Origin of the sequence: Mycobacterium sp. E3251 (genome assembly GCF_001666835.1) — a bacterium.
Taxonomy (GTDB): Bacteria; Actinomycetota; Actinomycetes; order Mycobacteriales; family Mycobacteriaceae; genus Mycobacterium.
Genome location: NZ_LZJF01000064.1, coordinates 76,727 through 93,997 on the forward strand (window position 1 = coordinate 76,727; position 17,271 = coordinate 93,997).

Sequence of the window (17,271 nt, forward strand, 5' to 3'; positions counted from 1 at the left end):
ATGATGACGACTCACACAAGCACCGTTTCGCTTTACCCACCCGAAGGTTTCGGCGCCCCGAAGGACCGGCGCGGTCACGCCTCGGGCGCGGATGTCGGCCTGCCGGCGGGAACCGTGGTGTTCTCCGCGGACAATCACATCTCGTTGGCGGACGACATTTTCTACCAACGCTTTCCGGACGACCTCAAGGACAAGGCGCCGCGAATCTGGTACGAGGATGGCGCCTACCAGGTCGGCCGCAAGGGACAGTCGTTCCTGCCCGGTGACTTCAGCGCGGTGCTGATGCAGTATGACGACCTGCCCGGGGCGGCGAGCACCAACATCGAGGCCCGCATCCAGGAGCTGCATGACGACGGAGTCGACAAGGAGTTGGCCTTCCCCAACGCGATCTTGGCGCTCTTCCACTACCCGGACAAGAATCTGCGTGAGCTCGCGTTCCGCATCTACAACGAGTACATCGCCGAATTGCAGGAACGCTCCAACGGCCACTTCTACGGCGCCGGGCTGATCAACTGGTGGGACCCCCAGGGCACCCGCAAGACCCTGGAAGAACTGAAGTCGCTGGGGCTCAAGACCTTCCTGATGCCGCTGAATCCCGGCAAGGGCGATGACGGTAACCCGATCGACTACTCCAGCACTTCGATGAGGCCGGTCTGGGACGAGATCGAGGCCGCCGGTCTTCCGATCACGCACCACATCGGGGAAACGCCGCCGAAGAGCCCGACCGAGTTCAACAGCGTCGTCGTCGGCATGATGATCAACATCGATGGTTTCCGGGAGACGTTCTCCAAGTACATCTTTGGCGGTATCCTCGATGACCACCCGGGCCTGCGGATCGGTTGGTTCGAGGGCGGCATCGCCTGGGTTCCGTGGGCCCTGCAGGACGCCGAGCATCTGGTGGCCTCATACCAGCACATGTTCAATCGCCCGTTGCAGCACGACGTGCGGTACTACTGGGACAACCACATGAGCGCGTCGTTCATGGTCGACCCGCTCGGACTGCAGCTGATCGACAAGATCGGTGTGGACAAGGTGATGTGGTCCAGCGACTACCCGCACAACGAAAGCACCTACGGCTATTCGGAGAAGTCACTGGCCGCCGTGGTCGATGCTGTCGGGCCCGCGGACGCGGCGAAAATCGTGAGCGGCAACGTCACCAAGTTCCTGGGCTTGTAGGGGCGGGGCCGATGACGACGTTCGCGCAAGCGGGTGCGCGCACCGGTAGCCTACTGATCCCCGAGACGCCCGACCTGGACCGCATGCGCCGCGAGACCGGGGCGCGGCTGCGCTCGGCGATGGCCGAACGCGGCGTCGACGCACTGATCCTGCTGGGCAACAGCGCGGTTGTCTATGCCACCGGAACGAGCTGGCCGCTCGGTGATGCGGGCTTGTCCTATGTGGAACGGCCGGTAGCCGTTGTGCTCGCCGGCGATGAATGGCCGCACCTGTTCCTGCCCTTCCGTGAGGGCGTCGCATCGGAGTCAGACCTGCCCGCCGACCATGTGCACGGCCCGTTGTATCTCGAATTCGACGAGGGCGTGCAGGATTTCGCGCGCGTGCTGGCTGACCTGATTCCGGCGCAGGCGGTGATCGCGGTCGATGAGTGCACCGGCGCCATGTCGCGCGCAGCGAAGGCGTTGTTCCGCGGCGGCGCGCCCGTCGATGCGGCGGCCATCGTCAGCGCCGCCAAAGCGGTGAAGACGCCCGACGAATTGTCCTGCATGCGCACCGCCATCCGGATCACCGACGAGGCGATGGTCGAGGTCCAGAAGCGGCTGGCCCCGGGTATCCGCCAGATCGACTTGTCCGCAAGCTTTTTGCGGCGCGCCTTCGAATTGGGTGCGACGGCCAGCATGCTGGAACCGATCTGGCAGGTGATGCCGCCGAGCAAGGCCGAAGGCGTATGGACCACACACGGCGACCTGGCGCTGCCCCTGCTGAGCACCGAGCGCGAACTGGCCGAAGGCGACGTGCTGTGGACCGACGTCAGCATCACCTACCGCGGTTACTGCTCGGACTTCGGGCGCACGTGGATCGTCGGCCGGGACCCGTCGCCGCGCCAGCAGGCACAGTTCGACAAATGGTTCGAGATCATGTCCGCCGTCCTGGGTGTCGCCAAGGCCGGAGCCACGGCGGCGGATCTGGGCCGGGCCGCCATCGGCGCCAACGGCGGTAGCAAGCCGTGGCTCCCGCACTTCTACCTGGGCCACGGCATCGGCGTGAACGCGGCCGAAATGCCGATGATCGGAACGGATCTCGGGCAGGAATTCGACGAGAATTTCGTCCTGCAGCCGGGCATGGTGCTGGTCCTGGAGCCCGTGGTGTGGGAAGACGGCACCGGTGGCTATCGCAGCGAAGAGGTCCTGGTAATCACCGAGGAGGGCTGGATCCGATTGACCGACTACCCCTATGACCCGTATGGCAACTGAAGTCCTAGCCGACGATCGCGCGCTGCGCTCGGGCCGCCGCCAGCGTGTGCTGGATCAGATGGCGGCGCACGACGTCGACGTCCTGGTCCTCGGCCGCCAAGCCAACGTCCGCTACGTCACCGGCGCGCCACAGTTGTGGGTCGCCGGGACCCGGCCTTTCGGCCCGGCGTGTGTGCTGGTGCGTGCGACGGGGTCGATCCATCTCCTCAGCACCTGGGACGAGGGCATCCCCGACGACATTCCGCACGAGAACCTGTACGGCATCTCGTGGAACCCGATGAACACCATGTCGGCGCTGCAGCGCATCGACGGCGCAGCCACCGCCCGGCGGGTCGGAACCGACGCGATATCACCGACTTTCGCGCAACTGCTGCCCACGGCGTTTCCCAACGCGGAGCTCGTGGACGGCGAACTCGCGATGCGGGCCGCCCGGCGCATCAAGACAACCGAAGAGGTGGTTGCGTTGCGGGAGGCGATCTCGGTCGCCGAATCGGGTTTGGCCGCCGCCGTTTCCGAACTACGGCCCGGGGTGACGGAGCAGGCGCTAGCCGGTGTCCTGCTGGAAGCGGTCGCGGCTGGCGGGGTGAGCACGCCGTCGAACCAGGATGTCGCGTGGGTGACGTCGCCCGATCATCCGTGGCGGCGGGCAAACGGTGCCGGCCGGGTCAATGACGGCGATCTGGTGGCCTTTTCGGCCGGTGTGCTGGCCGGCGGATACATCGGCGAGGTGGGGCGCACGTGGCCGGTGGGCGCCGTCGGCGGCGCGGCCACCTTGTATCGACGCTGGGACGGTCTCTGGGGCAGGTTGCTGGCCGCATGCCGCCCGGGCGCCCCCGCGAGCGAATTGCTGGGCGCCTACCAGGCTGCCGGAGAGGCGCCACCTCCGATGCCGGTGGCCCGCGGGCTGGGCATGGGCTTTGACCCACCGGTGATCTCCACGCACCTGCCGGCGACCGCGGCAGGGGAACGGCTGGAGCCGGGCATGGTGCTGGCCGTGACGGGCTACGTCTGGGAACAGGGAATCGGTGCGATCTTCGGGCGCGAAGCCGTATTGATCACCGCCGAGGGCTCCGAGGTACTGACCACCAGTCCTGCTTGGCGCGAATAGCCATGGCCGGCAAGCCTAAACCTTCGGCGGAGGAGATCGTCAGGTACCACAAGGACGCTGAGACCCGCATCGCCACCATCACGTTCGACCGACCGGGCCAACTCAATGCGCCCACGATCGCCGCCAGGCTGCGCTACGCCGACCTGTTACACCGCGCCTCCGTCGACGACGAGGTCAAGGTGCTGGTTGTCCGCGGGGCCGGTGACGATCTCGGCTCGGGCGCGGATCTGGTCGAGGAAATGGCGGCACAGAATTCCGCGGATCAGAAGGACCGGCTGGCCGAGTATCGGATCGGCGACGACGAAATCAGCTTTCCGCCTGAGGGTTCGTTTCGGCGGGGCGCCACCCTGGGCCAGTGGTACGCGAACCCGAACTCGGGGATAAGGGGCCTGCAGGACTTCAAGAAGATCAGCATCCTGGAGGCCAAGGGCTACTGCTACGGGTGGCATTTCTATCAAGCGGCCGACGCGGACCTGGTGATCTCCAGCGACGACGCGCTCTTCGGGCATCCGTCCTTCCGGTATTACGGCTGGGGACCGCGAATGTGGTGGTGGGCGCAGACGATGGGAATCCGGAAATTCCAGGAAATGGTTTTCACCGGAAGGGCTTTCACCGCCGCGGAGATGTACGACTGCAACTTCCTCAACAGCGTGGTTCCCAGGGAAGAGCTGGAAGGCGAGGTGCACAGGTATGCGCTGGCGTGCGCGCGCAATCGCCCCACCGACATGGTGTTCATGCAGAAGGTGTTCTTCGAGATCATGAAGCAGTTTCAGGGCGAGTACATGGGCAGCATGCTCAGCGGATTCTTCGAGTCGATGGGGGGTGCGGTCCGACCCGACGGTGACGACTTCATGCTCGGCGAGGCCATCGATCGGGGTTTGGGCGCGGCGGTGAAAGACAACGACGACAAGTTCCCCCAGGAATGGCGCCTCAGCAAGAAAGGACGCAAGAGCGGGCGCGCCAAGGAGCCGAATCGAAAGCGGAAGCGGTAGTGGCGGAGTCCACCATCGAACCACCGCTGGCCGGCTATACCGTGGTCGAGCTATCCACCGGAATCGCGGGCGCCTACTGCACCAAGTTGCTGGCAGACGGTGGAGCGGACGTCGTCAAAGTCGAGCCGCCCGGAGGTGATCCACTGCGTTCCTGGTCCGCCTCTGGTGCCGTCATACCGCCCGGCGGCGACGGGGCGTTGTTCAGCTTTCTGGCCGGGTCGAAGCGCAGCATCGTTGCGGATTCACGGCTCGACGTCGACGTCGAGCTGGTCGACCGGTTGCTGGCGGCCGCGGATGCGGTGGTGTGGTCCGCCGGCTCAGAAGTCGCGCAGCGCCCCGAGTTCGCACCCGCGGCCATGCACCGCCGTCATCTGCACCTCACCGTCATGTCGATCACGCCGTTCGGACTGGAGGGGCCCTGGCGCGATAGGGCCGCCACCGAATTCACGTTGCAGGCTTGGTCTGGCGGGATCGTCGGCCTCGGTCGTGGCGAGTCGGACCGCGCACCGGTGTTTGTGGGAGGGCAAGTCGGCGAGTACCTGGCCGGGGCCTTCGCGAGCGCGGCCATGCTGGCATCACGCCATGGCAGCAGCGGTGATGGCCCGGGTGAAATTATCGACCTGTCGATGCTGGAAACGCAGATCCTTTCCCTCACTTACTATCCCGTCACCTATTTCGAGATGCTCGGGCGGCCGTGGCGGGACGCGCGCCGCGTCACCGTACCGGGTGTGGCGTGCGCCAAGGACGGACTGGTGGACGTAGGCTGCGGAACCGCGCAGCAGTGGTTCGACTTGTGCGCGATGGTCGGTCACCCCGAATGGATCGACGAGGACTCAGCGCTGACGATCACCGAGCAGGCCACCCTCAACGCCGACGAAATCTATGCCTGGTTCGAGAGCAACACCGTCGACGAGATACGGGAACTCGCAACCGCCTTCCGGATCCCCAACGCCCCGGTTGCCAACGGTGCCAACATCGCATCCCTCGACCAGTTCCGCGAGCGCGGATCGTTCGTTGAGAACCCGGGCGGCCGGTTCCAGCAGCCGAGCCATCCCTACCGGATGACGCCCGCGCTGCTTCGCCGGCCGCAACCGGCGCCGCGGCTCAGCGAACACACGGCGCAGTACCGGACCGCTGACCTGACACCCCGCCCCCTGCCCTCTGGGGATGGGAGCCAACTGCCCCTGAGTGGGATTCGTGTGCTGGACATGACGACGTTCTGGGCCGGCCCCTGTTGCACCCACCTTCTGGCGATGCTGGGGGCGGAAGTCATCCATGTGGAATCAACACGCCGTCCGGACGGGACCCGGCTGATCGCGGGCGTGCCCGTCACCGAGAACCAGTGGTGGGAGAAGTCGCCGATATTCGCGGCGCTGAACACCAACAAGAAGGGCCTCACGCTGGACCTGCAAAGCCCGCGCGGCCGGGATCTCCTGCGCCGGCTCATCGCGACCTGCGACGTGGTCGTGGAAAATTTCACGCCACGGGTGCTCGACCAGATGGGCCTGGATTTCACCGCGGTCCAGTCGATCAAGCCCGACGTCGTCATGGTGCGGATGCCAGGCTTCGGGCTTGAGGGCCCATGGCGCGACAACCCGGCATTCGCGTATGTCATCGAGGCCGCATCCGGATTGACGTGGCTGACCGGATACGCCGACCGCACACCGTATGACCCGTACTCGATCGGTGACCCGAACGCGGGCGTGCATGCGGTGAATGCGGTGTTGCTGGCGCTGGAACACCGGCGCCGCAGCGGCAAAGGTGTGTTCGTCGAGGCGGCAATGGTGGATGCCGCGCTCAGTATCGCCGCCGAGCAGGTCATCGAATACTCTGCGTACGGGGCGTTGCTGGAACGCGCGGGCAACCGGGGACCGACGGCGGTACCGCAAAACCTCTACCGCAGCAACGACATCGACGAGTTCGGCCGGCTCGACAGCTGGGTCGCGATCGCGGTGAGCACCGACCAGCAGTGGAAGGGCTTGTGCGCCGCGATCGGGTCGCCCTCGTGGGCAAGGGATCCCAAGCTGGCCACCGCGCGGGGCCGGAAAGAGCATGAGGACGCTATCGACGAACGGTTGGCCGCGTGGTGTGCGGGACGCGGTCGCGACGAGATCGTCGCCACTCTTTGGGGCGCCGGGGTCCCGGTCGCCAAGGTCATGCAACCGCACCGCCAAACGGAACTGGAGCAGCTGACGTTTCGCGGCTTCTTCGAGGAAGTCGACCACCCGGTGAACGGCCCGGCTAGGCTCAGCACCGTGCCGATGAGGCTGTCCGCAGGGCCGTCGAATTTCCACACCCAGCACGCGCCGCTGCTGGGGCAGCACAACCATGAATTGCTGGCCGAGCTGGGGTTGAGCGGCTCGGAAATCGCCGCCCTGGAAGCCGACGGCGTTATCGGCTGCACACCGGCGATGTGACCGACGATGGCAATCGATCCCTCGGACATCATGCTCACCGGCCGGGTGGCGGTGGTCACCGGCGGGGGAGCGGGCATCGGTCGTGGTGTCGCGGCCGGTCTCACCGCGTTCGGTGCGACAGTGGCGATCTGGGAGCGTGACCCGCAAACCTGTTCTCAGGCTGCGGAATCCATTGGCGCACTGGGCATCGTGACCGATGTCCGGGACAGCGGCCAGGTGGACGACGCGCTGCAGCGCACGAATGCCGAACTCGGCACGCCGACGATCCTGGTCAACAACGCCGGAGGGGTGTTTTCGTCGCCCCTGTTGGAAACCAGTGAGAACGGTTGGGATGCCCTTTACCGGGCCAACCTGCGTCACGTGCTGCTGTGCACCCAGCGCATCGCGAGGCAGCTGGTCGCAGCCGGCATCGGGGGCAGCGTCATCTCGGTGACATCGATCGAGGGGGTGCGCGCCGCGCCGGGCTACGCCGCGTACGCGGCGGCCAAGGCGGGCGTCATCAACTACACCCAGACCGCCGCGCTGGAACTCGCGCCGCACGGTATCCGGGTCAACGCGATCGCACCCGATATCACGCTCACCGAGGGGCTGGCACAGCTCGGCGGCGAGACGGCGCTGACCCGAGTCGGAGACGTGGTTCCGCTGGGGCGCCCGGGTCACGTCGACGAAATCGCCGGCGTCGCGGTCTTTCTCGCATCCAACATGTCGGCGTACCTGACCGGGCAGACTTTGCACGTCGACGGGGGCACCCACGCGGCGAGCGGTTGGTATCACGACCCGAAAACAGGCGAGTACCGCCTCGGCCCGTCCGCCTAGTGGCTCCACCCCTCGGCGGCCTGGTCTGAGAAGGTGCGGTCGATGCGTTCGAACCTGCGACGGATCGACGCGCGGGCGGCCTCGTGCGGCAGCACGTACAGGCGATTGGCCAGGATCGCGTCCGCCGTCAACCGGGCGACATCTGCCACGCGTACGCCCTCGTCCTGCGTCGGTAGCGTTCCGTCCGCCGCCTTCGGCGAAGACGACAGCCCGTAGTCCGCACCGCGGATCCGTTCCGAGTTGGAGACCAGCTTGGTCTCAACCACCATCGGGCACAGCACCGAAACGCCGATGCCGTTGTCTTTCACCTCGCGGGCGAGCGTCTCGGCCAGGCCGACCACACCGTATTTGGCGACACCGTAGGTACCGAGGCCGGCGTTGGGAACGAGGCCGGCGAAGGACGCCGTGAACGCGAAGTGTCCGCCCGTGCCCTGTTCGAGCAGCCTCGGCAGGAACGCCTCGACGGCGTGGATGTTGCCCCACAGGTCGATATCGATGACCCAGCGCCAGTCCTCGTGCGTCATCTGTGCGATCGGGCCGGCGACCACTATGCCGGCGTTGCTGAAGACGACGTCGACGCGGCCAAGCAGGCGGAAAGACTCCTTCGCGAGGTGAACCATTTCGTGGAGATGCCGTACGTCGCACACCACGCCATGCGCGTCGAATCCCCCTGCGCGCAGATGGTTTACCGCCTGCTCCAGGCCCGGCTGATCGACGTCGGAGAGCACCACGCGGGCGCCCCGGCGGGCGAATTCGGTGGCCGTGGCCAAGCCGATGCCACTCGCACCGCCCGTGACGACCGCTCCACGACCTTCAAATCCGGCAATTCCGTTCACAGACCGGATGCTACTTAAGGCAGCTACCCGCATCGATGGGCAGGGTCACGCCGGTGATGTAGCGGGATTCGTCGGAGGCGAAGAACAGCACCGCATTGCTGACGTCGATCGGCTCCACCCACGGAATCGGCATGGTGTGGAACAGCTGGCAGATCGGCGCCATGTCGTCGGGACCGGGGTTTTCCAGGTCCGGTCGGAACATCTTGAAAGTGCCCTCGTTGTGCAGCATCGGCGTCTTGACATGGGTCGGGTGAACCGAGTTGACCCGAATCATGTGCTGCCCCAACTCAACCCCGAAGGCGCGCATCAACCCGACGACACCGTGTTTGGCGGCGACATAGTGACCGGTGTGAGGGTAGGCCTTCAGGCCGCCGACCGAGCTGGTCAGGATGATGGAACCGCCGCGGCCGCCCGACAGGAGGTGCGGCACACCGGCTTTCACGGTTTTCCATACGCCCGCCAGGTTGATGTCGATCATCTCGGTCCAGTCTTGTTCGCTGGTTTTGTCCAGAGTGTCGCCGCCGTTGCCGATCCCGGCATTCGCCACGATGATGTCGAGCCGGCCGAGTTGCTCGACGCCGCCGTCCAGGGCGGCTTTCAGCGCCTCGTAGTCGCGCACGTCGACCTCGGCGGTGACGATCCTGCGGTTGTGCCCCTTGACCAGGTCGGCCGTCTCCGCGAGATCCTCGGGCGTGGAGGCCGGGATCGCGGTGTCGGTCACGCCCTCGCGGATGGGCTTGCAGATGTCGATGGCGATGATGTCGGCACCCTCTTGGGCCAACCGCACCGCATGGCTGCGGCCCTGACCGCGCGCCGCCCCGGTGACGAAAGCGACTTTGCCCTCAACACGTCCGGTCATGGCTACCTCAACTCCTGACTAGTGATCGCCTGCCTCAGCGCGAAACGTCCGTTACCGCGTCACCGGCCTGCGCACGTCGCCGCCTCTGCACTCTGACACCACCCACTCTTGAGTGTCAACGGCGAATCCATTTTCGCTATTTGTCATTCTAAATATTAGAGAATCTGATTCTCATCAGCAAATGACGTGCGGTATTTGATCAGGTCAGGGATGGCGCCGGCCGCGGGGTTCGCGCTAGCCGACGAAGCCGCGTGAGCAGAAATCCCATACCTCTTCGCTGGTAATGGGATGGACGGTCGCGTCATCCGAGCCGCCGCTGGATTGTGCGATGAACATCACGGTCTGCATGGTCATCGCGGCCATCCGCTTCGCATTGACGCCCGTGCGCAATTCACCGGCGTCATAGGCCGCTTCCATCAATTCGGTGAGCAAAGCCAAAAGGGGGGCGTGCGCAACCTTGACCTCGGCGGGATGCGTGACCAGCAACCGCGGCGCGAAGTCGGTGAACAGCGGCCGCTTGGCAGTCGGATCCGGGCGGGAGGCCTCGTACAGGAGTTGCACGGCGACCTTCAGCCGCTCCAGCGGATCGGTCTGGCTTTCGGTTGCGGCGCGAATCTGGTCGGCGGACCGGCTCAAGGCGTCTTCGAACAACGCCAACAACAACTCGTGCTTGCCGTCGAACTGCAGGTAGAAGCTGCGTAGCGACTGGCGGGAGCGGTCGACGACCTCCTGCACGGTAAAGTCCGTGGAGCCCTTCTCGATGATGATGGCCTGCGCCGCGTCGAGGAAGCGCTGAACACGTTGCGCCGCTCGCAATTTCGCCGTCTTGATCGACCTCTCGACGGCGCGCTGCTTCCAGGCGGGCTCTTCGCTTGGGCTGGTCACGGCCGGCTCAGCCGATTGCCGCGAGGGGAGAACATGATTGGACTGTACCGGAGAACGCCGTGACATCGCTGCGCTCGACCCCCTCACGGATCATGTGTCGGAGATTGTAACTTTCTCGTCACGAGAATAGTATTCTCTTAGACGTGTGTATGGAAGCGTAAGTATAAGAGCGACCCGCGCGGTCGGCGGAAATCGTCATCTACCGACACCCGGCAGTGCTCACGACCGTTCCGGGGAGTCGCGTGCAGCTCACCTTTGACGCCGACGTCGAGGCGTTTCGTTCCGAATTCATCGCCTTCCTCGACGCGCACCTCCCCACCGAGGCCGAGGCATTCGAGCGGCCCCGCTCCAGCTCGCACGTGCCGGACTGGGCGCGACGCTGGCAACGGCTGCTGTTCGACAACGGCTGGCTGCTGCCCGGCAATCCGCCCGAGTTCGGCGGACGCAACGCCACGCTGTTGCAGCAATACGTCTACTTGGAGGAATTGGGGCGGCGGCGCATCTATCAAAGTTTCAATCCGCAAGGCGTCGGCATCATCGCGGCCTCGCTGCTGACCTTCGGCACACCCGAACACAAGCGGAAATGGGCGGTACCGATTTTGCGAGCCGAGATCACCGCGGCACTGGGGATGAGTGAACCCGGGGCGGGCTCCGACCTCGCGTCCCTGAAAACGCGTGCGGTGCTCGACGGCGATCACTTCGTCGTCAATGGGCAAAAGGTGTGGACTTCAGGCGCCCACGATGCCGACGTGCTGCTTACCTTCGTGCGCACCGATCCAAAGGCGCCGAAACACAAGGGCATTAGCGTGTTACTGATCCCGACCGATACACCGGGTGTGGTGCGCCGCCCGTTCGCCTCGATGTGTGACAGCGACGAGGTCGACTTCAACGAGGTGTTTTTCACCGACGCGCGGGTGCCTGCCGAGAATCTGGTGGGCGAGCTCAACGGGGGCTGGCGGGTGGCCACCGGCTCGCTGGGGCACGAACGCGTCATGCTCTGGATGGGATACGTCGACCTATTGCACGAATTGAGCATCGATTTCCGCCCCTCGAGCGCGCTGGAGCGAGATCGCTACGCCACCCTGGTGATGGACGCCCACGCGCTGCGGCTCCTGGGATCCGCGGCGTTGTCGCGGGCAGCTCGCGGTGAAGAGGACGTACCGGCCCAATCGGTGCTCAAGCTGTTGGGATCCGAAGCCCTGCAACGGGCGTCCGAGGACGCGCTGGACGCCGCGCGAACGGACGGGCTGGTGTACCGCGCGGTGACCGCCCCGTTCGCCCCGCTGAACCTCGACAGCCATTACCGCAGCTGGTTCGACCGCTACGCGCGCAGTTTCGCCGCGACGATTGCGGGCGGTACGTCGGAAATTCAGCGGAACATCATTGCCGAGCGCGTGCTGGGGCTGCCCCGCAACTAGCGTGCGTCCAGCCAGGCGTAGTACCCGATCACGACGAGCCCGGCCGCGATCGACAAGCCCCCTAACGCCATGCCGGCCAGGGCGATTCGGAGATTGTTCGCTTCGCCTCGCTGCACGCGTCTGCGCGCGATGTCACCCGTGATCACCGCCGCGACGCCGAAAGGCACCCCGATCAGCATCCAGCATGTCAGGAGCGCGACCAGGCCCACGAGCAGCGAAGCCACGCCCATCTCGTTCCGTGGTTGCTCGGGTTGACTCATCGCATCCCATCGTCTTGGTGGCCAGACGGAGTCTACGCGCAATTAGCCGGTCTTCCGGCGGCTCATGCGAACGCGGCGCGGGCGGGCTAGAGCTCGGCAATCCGCGGCGCAAACCGCTTATCCACCAGAGCTTTTCCGGCTTCCCGGGTAAGTTCCCGCGCGTTGCCCAGCAGCCCATCCAGGATCAGCGACCGTTTGAGGTGGTGATGCAGCGGATGCTCGGCTGTGAAGCCGATCCCGCCGAGCACCTGCTGGCAGTGGCGGGCCGCGGTGAGCGCGGCCTGGCCGGCGGCGGCCTTCGCCAGCAGGGCGGCCAGGCCGTCGTGATCGTGTGCTTGCGCCGCGACGTGCAGCGTCGCCTCGGCGCCCTCGATCGCAACGAGCGTTTCGGCCAGCCGGTGTCGGATCGCCTGGAACGAGCTTATGTGCCGCCCGAACTGGACGCGGTCGAGGGCATGCTGGCGCGCCAGCGCGAGCATGGCCCGGCTGGCGCCGACCAACCACCAACCCAGTGCCCGCCGTCCCGCGTGTAGCGCGGCCGGCGGCAAAGGATCCCCTTGTGGCACACGGTGTATCGGCAGCGACTCGTCAATCGCCGAGTTCGCGCCCGCGTCGCCCCGTTCCCATCTCACCCAGGAGCTACCGGCAAACGGTAGCGGCACCGTGTCGCCCGGCGGTGCGCCGCTCTCGCGTAACACCACGTCGTTGAGCACCGGCGCGTGCGTACCCGTCTCGCCGAGCAGGCGGAACACCAAAGGTGTCGCAATGTCTGGCATTTCGTCCAGCATGTCGCGCCAGCCCAGGTCGGCCAGTGCCGCATCGAGCTTGACCCCCGATGCGGCCGTCATCGCGGTCCGCAGCGAACCTTCGAGCAGTCGCAGCGACTCAGGATCCGTCGGCTCCACGCTTCACTCCTTCCCGAGGCCCAGTAGCCGGCGGGCGATGATGTTGCGCTGGATTTCGGCGGTGCCGCCGTAAATGGTCGCCGCGCGCGAGTACAGGTATTCCGCGCGCCACGGCGTGTCGTCCAGCTCGAGCGCCCCGGGCAGCAGGTCACGGACGGTGTCGTAGAGTCGCTGCTCTGCGCCGGCGAGCAGCACCTTGTCGATGGACGTGTCGGGTCCCAGGCGGGCTCCGTCGCGGAGCCTGTGCTGGGTGTCCCGGGATCGGCAGCGCAGTGTGTGCAGCGCCAGATACGCCGCACCGAGCGAGGATTCGTTCGGCTCAGCGCCGTCCGACACCTGGGCGATGAGTTCGTCGAAGCGGGAGTACAGGTACGCGATGCGCTGCCAGAAGCAGGTGGACCGCTCATAGGGCAGCAGGTCCATGGCGAGTCGCCAGCCGTCGCCCGGCCGCCCAAGCATCCGGCTCCCCGGGATCACCACGTCGTCGTAATAGACCTCGCAGAATTCGTCGACGCCATGCATCGTCCGCAGCGGCCGGATGGTGATGCCCGGGGTGTCGAGGTCGACGAAGAACGCGGTGATCCCGTCGTGTCCGGGCGCGGTGCGGGTGAGCAGGACGCAGCGCGTCGAGAACTGCGCGAAGCTGGTCCAGACCTTCTGCCCGTTGACGATCCAGTCATCGCCTTGCTGCGTCGCCCGGGTGGTCAACGAGGCCAGGTCGCTGCCCGACCCCGGCTCGGAAAAGCCTTGGCACCACTGCTCTTCGCCGCTCAGCAGCCGCGGCACCATCTCCGCGGCCAGCCCGGCCGGGGCGTAATCGATCATCGTCGGCGCGAGCACCTCGAGCATCGAATAGGGTCCGGGTTCCGCGAGGCGGCGACCGACCACTTCCTCGCCGACGATCGCGCGCAGCACCGCGGGACCACCCAACCCGCCGACCTCGGTGGGCCAGCCATAGCGCATCCAATCGGCGTCGTAGAGCGCTCGGCTGACCCGGGCGAACTGCCGCATCTGGCCCTGCAGCGAGTGATCGGTCCCGGGCGTCAGATCGTTGTCGTCGAGCCACCCGCGCAGTCCCGCGCGGAACTCCTCGACATTCACGGCGTGGGACGGCCGACCGCGTGCGGGCGCCCGGAGTCGTGCACGCCGCTGCGGCGGATGAACGTCATGGCACGGGTTTTCAGCCGCCACCCGTCGGCGGTGCGGGAGTAGGTGTCCCGGTAGTAGCCGATCCGCATGTCGTGGGTGGCATGGTCGATGAAGCACAGCGGCTGGGTGCCGCTCGCGGCATCGCCGTCAAGGTTCTCGATCAAGGCAGTTCCGGTGAGGAACAACCCCTTTGGCGCGGCGGCCACCAGCTCGGGAAACCGGTCCAACTTATAGGTGGAGCCGAACGCGCTGTAGGTGCCGTCCGGGGTGAAGACGCCGATCAGCCCGTCGATGTCTTCCTGGGTGATGGTCACTGCGTAGCGGGCGAGCAGCTGCTGGATCTCGACCAGGTCGTCAGTTCGGGTTGGCTGATTTGTCGACATAGACCTTGCCGCCTTTCATGACGAAGCTCACCTGCTGGGTAACGGTGATGTCTTCCAAGGGGTTTCCCGGCACCGCGATGATGTCCGCGAGCTGCCCGGCCGCGAGCCGCCCCCGGTCCGTCGAGTTGATCAGCTCGGCCGCGGTCACCGTCGCCGCCCGCAAAACCGCCAACGGCGGCAGCCCCCAATTGACGAGCGTGACCAACTCGTCGGCGTTGCGGCCGTGCGGGATCGCGGGCGCGTCGGTGCCGACCGCGATCTTCACGCCGGCCTGGTAGGCGGCCAGGATGGAGGTCTTCGCCTTCGGGAACATCTCGGCCGCCTTGGCCTGCAGCTCTGGGGGAGCGTGCGAGACGTCCATCGCATCGCCGTCGGCCAGGCGCCGGGTGCTCACCAGGAACGTGCCATGCTCGACCAGCGACGCGATCGCCTCGTCGTCGATCAGAAAGCCATGCTCGATGCAGTCGATGCCGGCCGCAACGGCGTGCTTGACCGCTTCGGCGCCGTGCGTGTGTGCCGCGACGCGCAGCCCACGCCGGTGGGCCTCGTCGACGATCGCGCACAACTCCTCATCCGAATAGTGTTGCGCGCCGGGCGGACCGGTCAGCGACATCACTCCGCCCGAACAGCAGACCTTGATCAGCTCGGCGCCGTGTTTGATCTGGTAGCGCACCGCCTTGCGGATCTCGTCGATGCCGTTGGCGATCCCTTCTTCGACGGTCAGTTCCAGGGCGTGCGGCGCGAACGCCGCGAACATGGTCGGGTCCAAGTGGCCGCCGGTCGGCGTGATGGCATGGCCCGCCGGCACCACCCGCGGACCGTCGATCCAGCCGGCGTCAATGGCCTTGCCCAGCGCGACGTCCAATAGGTAGCCGCCTGTCTTGACGAACAGGCCGAGGTTGCGCACGGTGGTGAATCCGGCGCGCAACGTGCGCCGCGCATTGCCAACCGCGCGCAGCACCCGCGTCGGCGGATCGTCCTGAACCTGGGACAGGCCGGGTTTCTCCCCGCGGCCGCCCATCAGCAGGTTGACCTCCATGTCCATCAGCCCGGGCAGCAGGATCGCCTCGCCGAGGTCGATGACCGAGTCTTCCGGGCCCTCCGGGCCCGAGCCGCCGACACCCGCGATCCGGTCGCCGTCGATCCGGATGACGCCGGGGGAGACGATCTCGCCGGCGTCGATGTCGAGCAGCCCGGCGGCCTTGAGCGTCAACACCGGTTAAATCACCGGTTCCCTGATGCACTCGACCCAGGCCGCGCCGCTGTCAGGCACCCTCGGTTGTTTCCACGCCTCGATGGGGAACGACACCATGACGAGCGACTGCATCATGTGCATGAGAGCCTTTGCGTCCTCGGGGAGATCGTCCAGCGGGTATTTGTCACAGTAGGCGATCACGTCGTTGAGGCGCGGGAACGCGGCGTCGTAGAACGCCTGCATCTCGGCCATCGTCGAGTTGAGCCGCTTGGCGTAGCGCTCGGGTTCGGTCGCCAGGTCCCAGCCCAAAAAAGGTTCCAGGTCGGCGAATTCAGCGGGCAGCAACGACGTGGCCATTGTTCTGATACTCCTTCACGTAGTCGCCGGTCGTCTTGTGCAGATGGCGGATCAAGACTTCCTGATCGCACAGCAGGAATTCTTTGACGGCCCGGGTGCCGATCATGGTCTGGGTCGCCTCCAGCGTGTTGGCGTCTTGTAGCGCGTACTCCTTGAAGGTTACGGCGGCCAACTCCTGGGCCAGGCGTTCCCGCGCATTGCGCGGCGGGACGAAATACAGGGTGCACTCGAAGATGTGCTTGTCCACGGCGGTCGGCCAGTAGTGGTAGGTCAGGAACCAGCCCGGCTCCCAGATCAGCAGCATGAAGTTGGGGTAAAAGAGCCACGAGTCGATGCCCCACTGCGGCACCCGCTTCACGTTGACACCCGGCGGCAGCTCCAGCTTCTCGATGATCTCGGGCTTGTCCCAGGGACCGAACAGACCGCTGCGCAACACCTGGTCCATCGGCTTGACCATGGACATGTCCGGGGGCGGCGCCTGACCGCCCCAGGTCGACTGCAGGTTGTGCGGTCCGGACAGCTCGTAGTGCAGCGCCTCGTAGCCGTACTTCTGGATCTTGGCGGCTTCTTCCTTGGTGTACTGCCCCTGGTGCAGGATCGGCGCGTGGTAGAACTCGACGAACGCGTCGATGAAGAGTTTCCAGTTGCTCCCGACCTCGGCCCGGTACGAGTACGTCTCTGTCATCTCGCCGAAGGGGTAGCCCTCGATGCTCTTGGCCAGCGGCCCGAGATAGTCGATCAGGGGCGCCGCGTTGTCGTCGAAGTTGATGAAGATGAAGCCTTCCCACACCTCGCAGCGGACCGGCGCCAGCCCGAATCTGCTTTTGTCGAGGTCGAAGAACTCTTCTTCCTGTTGGACAAAGGTCAGGTCACCGTCGAGGCTGTAGCGCCAGGCGTGATACTTGCAGGTGAACTGCCGGCAGGTGCCGGAGGTCTCCTCGTTGGGAAAATCGTTCCACACCAACTTGTTTCCGCGGTGGCGGCAGACGTTGTGATAGGCCTTGACCGATCCGTCCTTGGTCTTGGTGATGATCACCGAGGTGCCCTTGCCCGCCGACGGCAGTTCCCTGGTGAAGTAGCTGCCGGTGCGCGGCAGGCGGTTGACCCGGCCGACGTTGAGCCAGGTCCTCCTGAAGACCGCCTCGCGCTCGGCTTCGAAGAACGCCGGATCGATCGAGTCCGTGTAATCGACCGGCGCGGTCCCCAGTTCGGGATAGTTTTCTGTCCAGCTGCCGGCGGCTGGCTTCGGGAAATGCGGCAAC

17 protein-coding genes are annotated in these 17,271 nt (G+C 65.9%); 7 read left to right on the forward strand and 10 right to left on the reverse strand.

Annotated features, from left to right (window positions below):
- The first annotated feature begins 114 nt into the window (after positions 1-114).
- From A5697_RS09295 to A5697_RS09320, 6 genes are read left to right on the forward strand one after another with little or no spacing between them, the layout of a single operon-like run.
- On the forward strand, positions 115-1,176 hold the full coding sequence (locus A5697_RS09295) for an amidohydrolase family protein (protein ID WP_197500964.1): 1,062 nt from the start codon (positions 115-117) through the stop codon (positions 1,174-1,176).
- Between the two features lie 11 nt (positions 1,177-1,187).
- Positions 1,188-2,429, forward strand: a complete 1,242-nt coding sequence (locus A5697_RS09300) for a Xaa-Pro peptidase family protein (RefSeq protein WP_068009923.1) — start codon at positions 1,188-1,190, stop codon at positions 2,427-2,429.
- A complete protein-coding gene (locus A5697_RS09305; RefSeq protein ID WP_068009925.1) occupies positions 2,419-3,537 on the forward strand; it encodes a Xaa-Pro peptidase family protein in 1,119 nt (372 codons plus the stop codon). Before A5697_RS09300 ends, A5697_RS09305 begins: the two co-directional genes overlap by 11 nt.
- Positions 3,538-3,539: 2 nt before the next feature.
- Entirely contained in the window at positions 3,540-4,529 is a 990-nt protein-coding gene (locus A5697_RS09310) for an enoyl-CoA hydratase/isomerase family protein (protein WP_068009928.1), read from the forward strand.
- Entirely contained in the window at positions 4,529-6,946 is a 2,418-nt protein-coding gene (locus A5697_RS09315) for a CaiB/BaiF CoA-transferase family protein (RefSeq protein ID WP_231972026.1), read from the forward strand. The genes A5697_RS09310 and A5697_RS09315 overlap by 1 nt, the downstream gene beginning before the upstream one ends.
- A 6-nt stretch (positions 6,947-6,952) precedes the next feature.
- Entirely contained in the window at positions 6,953-7,762 is an 810-nt protein-coding gene (locus tag A5697_RS09320) for an SDR family NAD(P)-dependent oxidoreductase (RefSeq protein ID WP_067945337.1), read from the forward strand.
- Here the strand turns inward: A5697_RS09320 and A5697_RS09325 are convergent.
- The 3 genes from A5697_RS09325 to A5697_RS09335 all read right to left on the reverse strand — a co-directional run bounded on the left by A5697_RS09325 (position 7,759) and on the right by A5697_RS09335 (position 10,342).
- Positions 7,759-8,589, reverse strand: a complete 831-nt coding sequence (locus A5697_RS09325; RefSeq protein WP_156673229.1) for an SDR family NAD(P)-dependent oxidoreductase — start codon at positions 8,587-8,589, stop codon at positions 7,759-7,761. The genes A5697_RS09320 and A5697_RS09325 overlap by 4 nt on opposite strands.
- A 19-nt stretch (positions 8,590-8,608) precedes the next feature.
- A complete protein-coding gene (locus A5697_RS09330) occupies positions 8,609-9,457 on the reverse strand; it encodes a mycofactocin-coupled SDR family oxidoreductase (RefSeq protein ID WP_067945332.1) in 849 nt (282 codons plus the stop codon).
- Positions 9,458-9,691: 234 nt separating this feature from the next.
- Positions 9,692-10,342, reverse strand: coding sequence for a TetR/AcrR family transcriptional regulator (locus A5697_RS09335; RefSeq protein ID WP_067945330.1), 651 nt, complete (start codon positions 10,340-10,342; stop codon positions 9,692-9,694).
- A 242-nt stretch (positions 10,343-10,584) separates the two neighbouring features.
- Here A5697_RS09335 and A5697_RS09340 point away from each other — a divergent pair, with 242 nt between their 5' ends.
- On the forward strand, positions 10,585-11,760 hold the full coding sequence (locus tag A5697_RS09340) for an acyl-CoA dehydrogenase family protein (RefSeq protein WP_068010041.1): 1,176 nt from the start codon (positions 10,585-10,587) through the stop codon (positions 11,758-11,760).
- On the opposite strand, the gene A5697_RS09345 is transcribed toward A5697_RS09340, so the two are convergent.
- The 7 genes from A5697_RS09345 to A5697_RS09375 all read right to left on the reverse strand — a co-directional run bounded on the left by A5697_RS09345 (position 11,757) and on the right by A5697_RS09375 (position 17,270).
- Positions 11,757-12,020: a DUF4190 domain-containing protein gene (locus A5697_RS09345; RefSeq protein ID WP_068009931.1), complete on the reverse strand. Its 264-nt coding sequence runs from the start codon at positions 12,018-12,020 to the stop codon at positions 11,757-11,759. The two genes, A5697_RS09340 and A5697_RS09345, sit on opposite strands and share 4 nt — an antisense overlap.
- An 86-nt stretch (positions 12,021-12,106) precedes the next feature.
- Positions 12,107-12,868, reverse strand: a complete 762-nt coding sequence (locus A5697_RS09350) for an acyl-CoA dehydrogenase family protein (protein ID WP_082953315.1) — start codon at positions 12,866-12,868, stop codon at positions 12,107-12,109.
- Positions 12,869-12,928: 60 nt separating this feature from the next.
- The gene (locus A5697_RS09355; protein ID WP_068009936.1) at positions 12,929-14,026 is read right to left on the reverse strand and encodes an acyl-CoA dehydrogenase family protein; all 1,098 of its coding nucleotides are present in this window, start codon (positions 14,024-14,026) and stop codon (positions 12,929-12,931) included.
- Positions 14,023-14,457, reverse strand: a complete 435-nt coding sequence (locus tag A5697_RS09360; protein WP_068009939.1) for a nuclear transport factor 2 family protein — start codon at positions 14,455-14,457, stop codon at positions 14,023-14,025. Before A5697_RS09360 ends, A5697_RS09355 begins: the two co-directional genes overlap by 4 nt.
- Positions 14,429-15,673 carry an amidohydrolase family protein gene (locus tag A5697_RS09365; protein ID WP_068009941.1) on the reverse strand — a complete coding sequence of 415 codons (1,245 nt, stop codon included), beginning with the start codon at positions 15,671-15,673 and terminating at the stop codon, positions 14,429-14,431. Before A5697_RS09365 ends, A5697_RS09360 begins: the two co-directional genes overlap by 29 nt.
- A 3-nt stretch (positions 15,674-15,676) precedes the next feature.
- Positions 15,677-16,009 (reverse strand): hypothetical protein, encoded by a 333-nt coding sequence (locus A5697_RS09370; RefSeq protein ID WP_068009943.1) that lies wholly within the window; start codon positions 16,007-16,009, stop codon positions 15,677-15,679.
- Positions 15,984-17,270 (reverse strand): aromatic ring-hydroxylating dioxygenase subunit alpha, encoded by a 1,287-nt coding sequence (locus tag A5697_RS09375; RefSeq protein ID WP_068009946.1) that lies wholly within the window; start codon positions 17,268-17,270, stop codon positions 15,984-15,986. Before A5697_RS09375 ends, A5697_RS09370 begins: the two co-directional genes overlap by 26 nt.
- Position 17,271 lies beyond the last annotated feature (1 nt).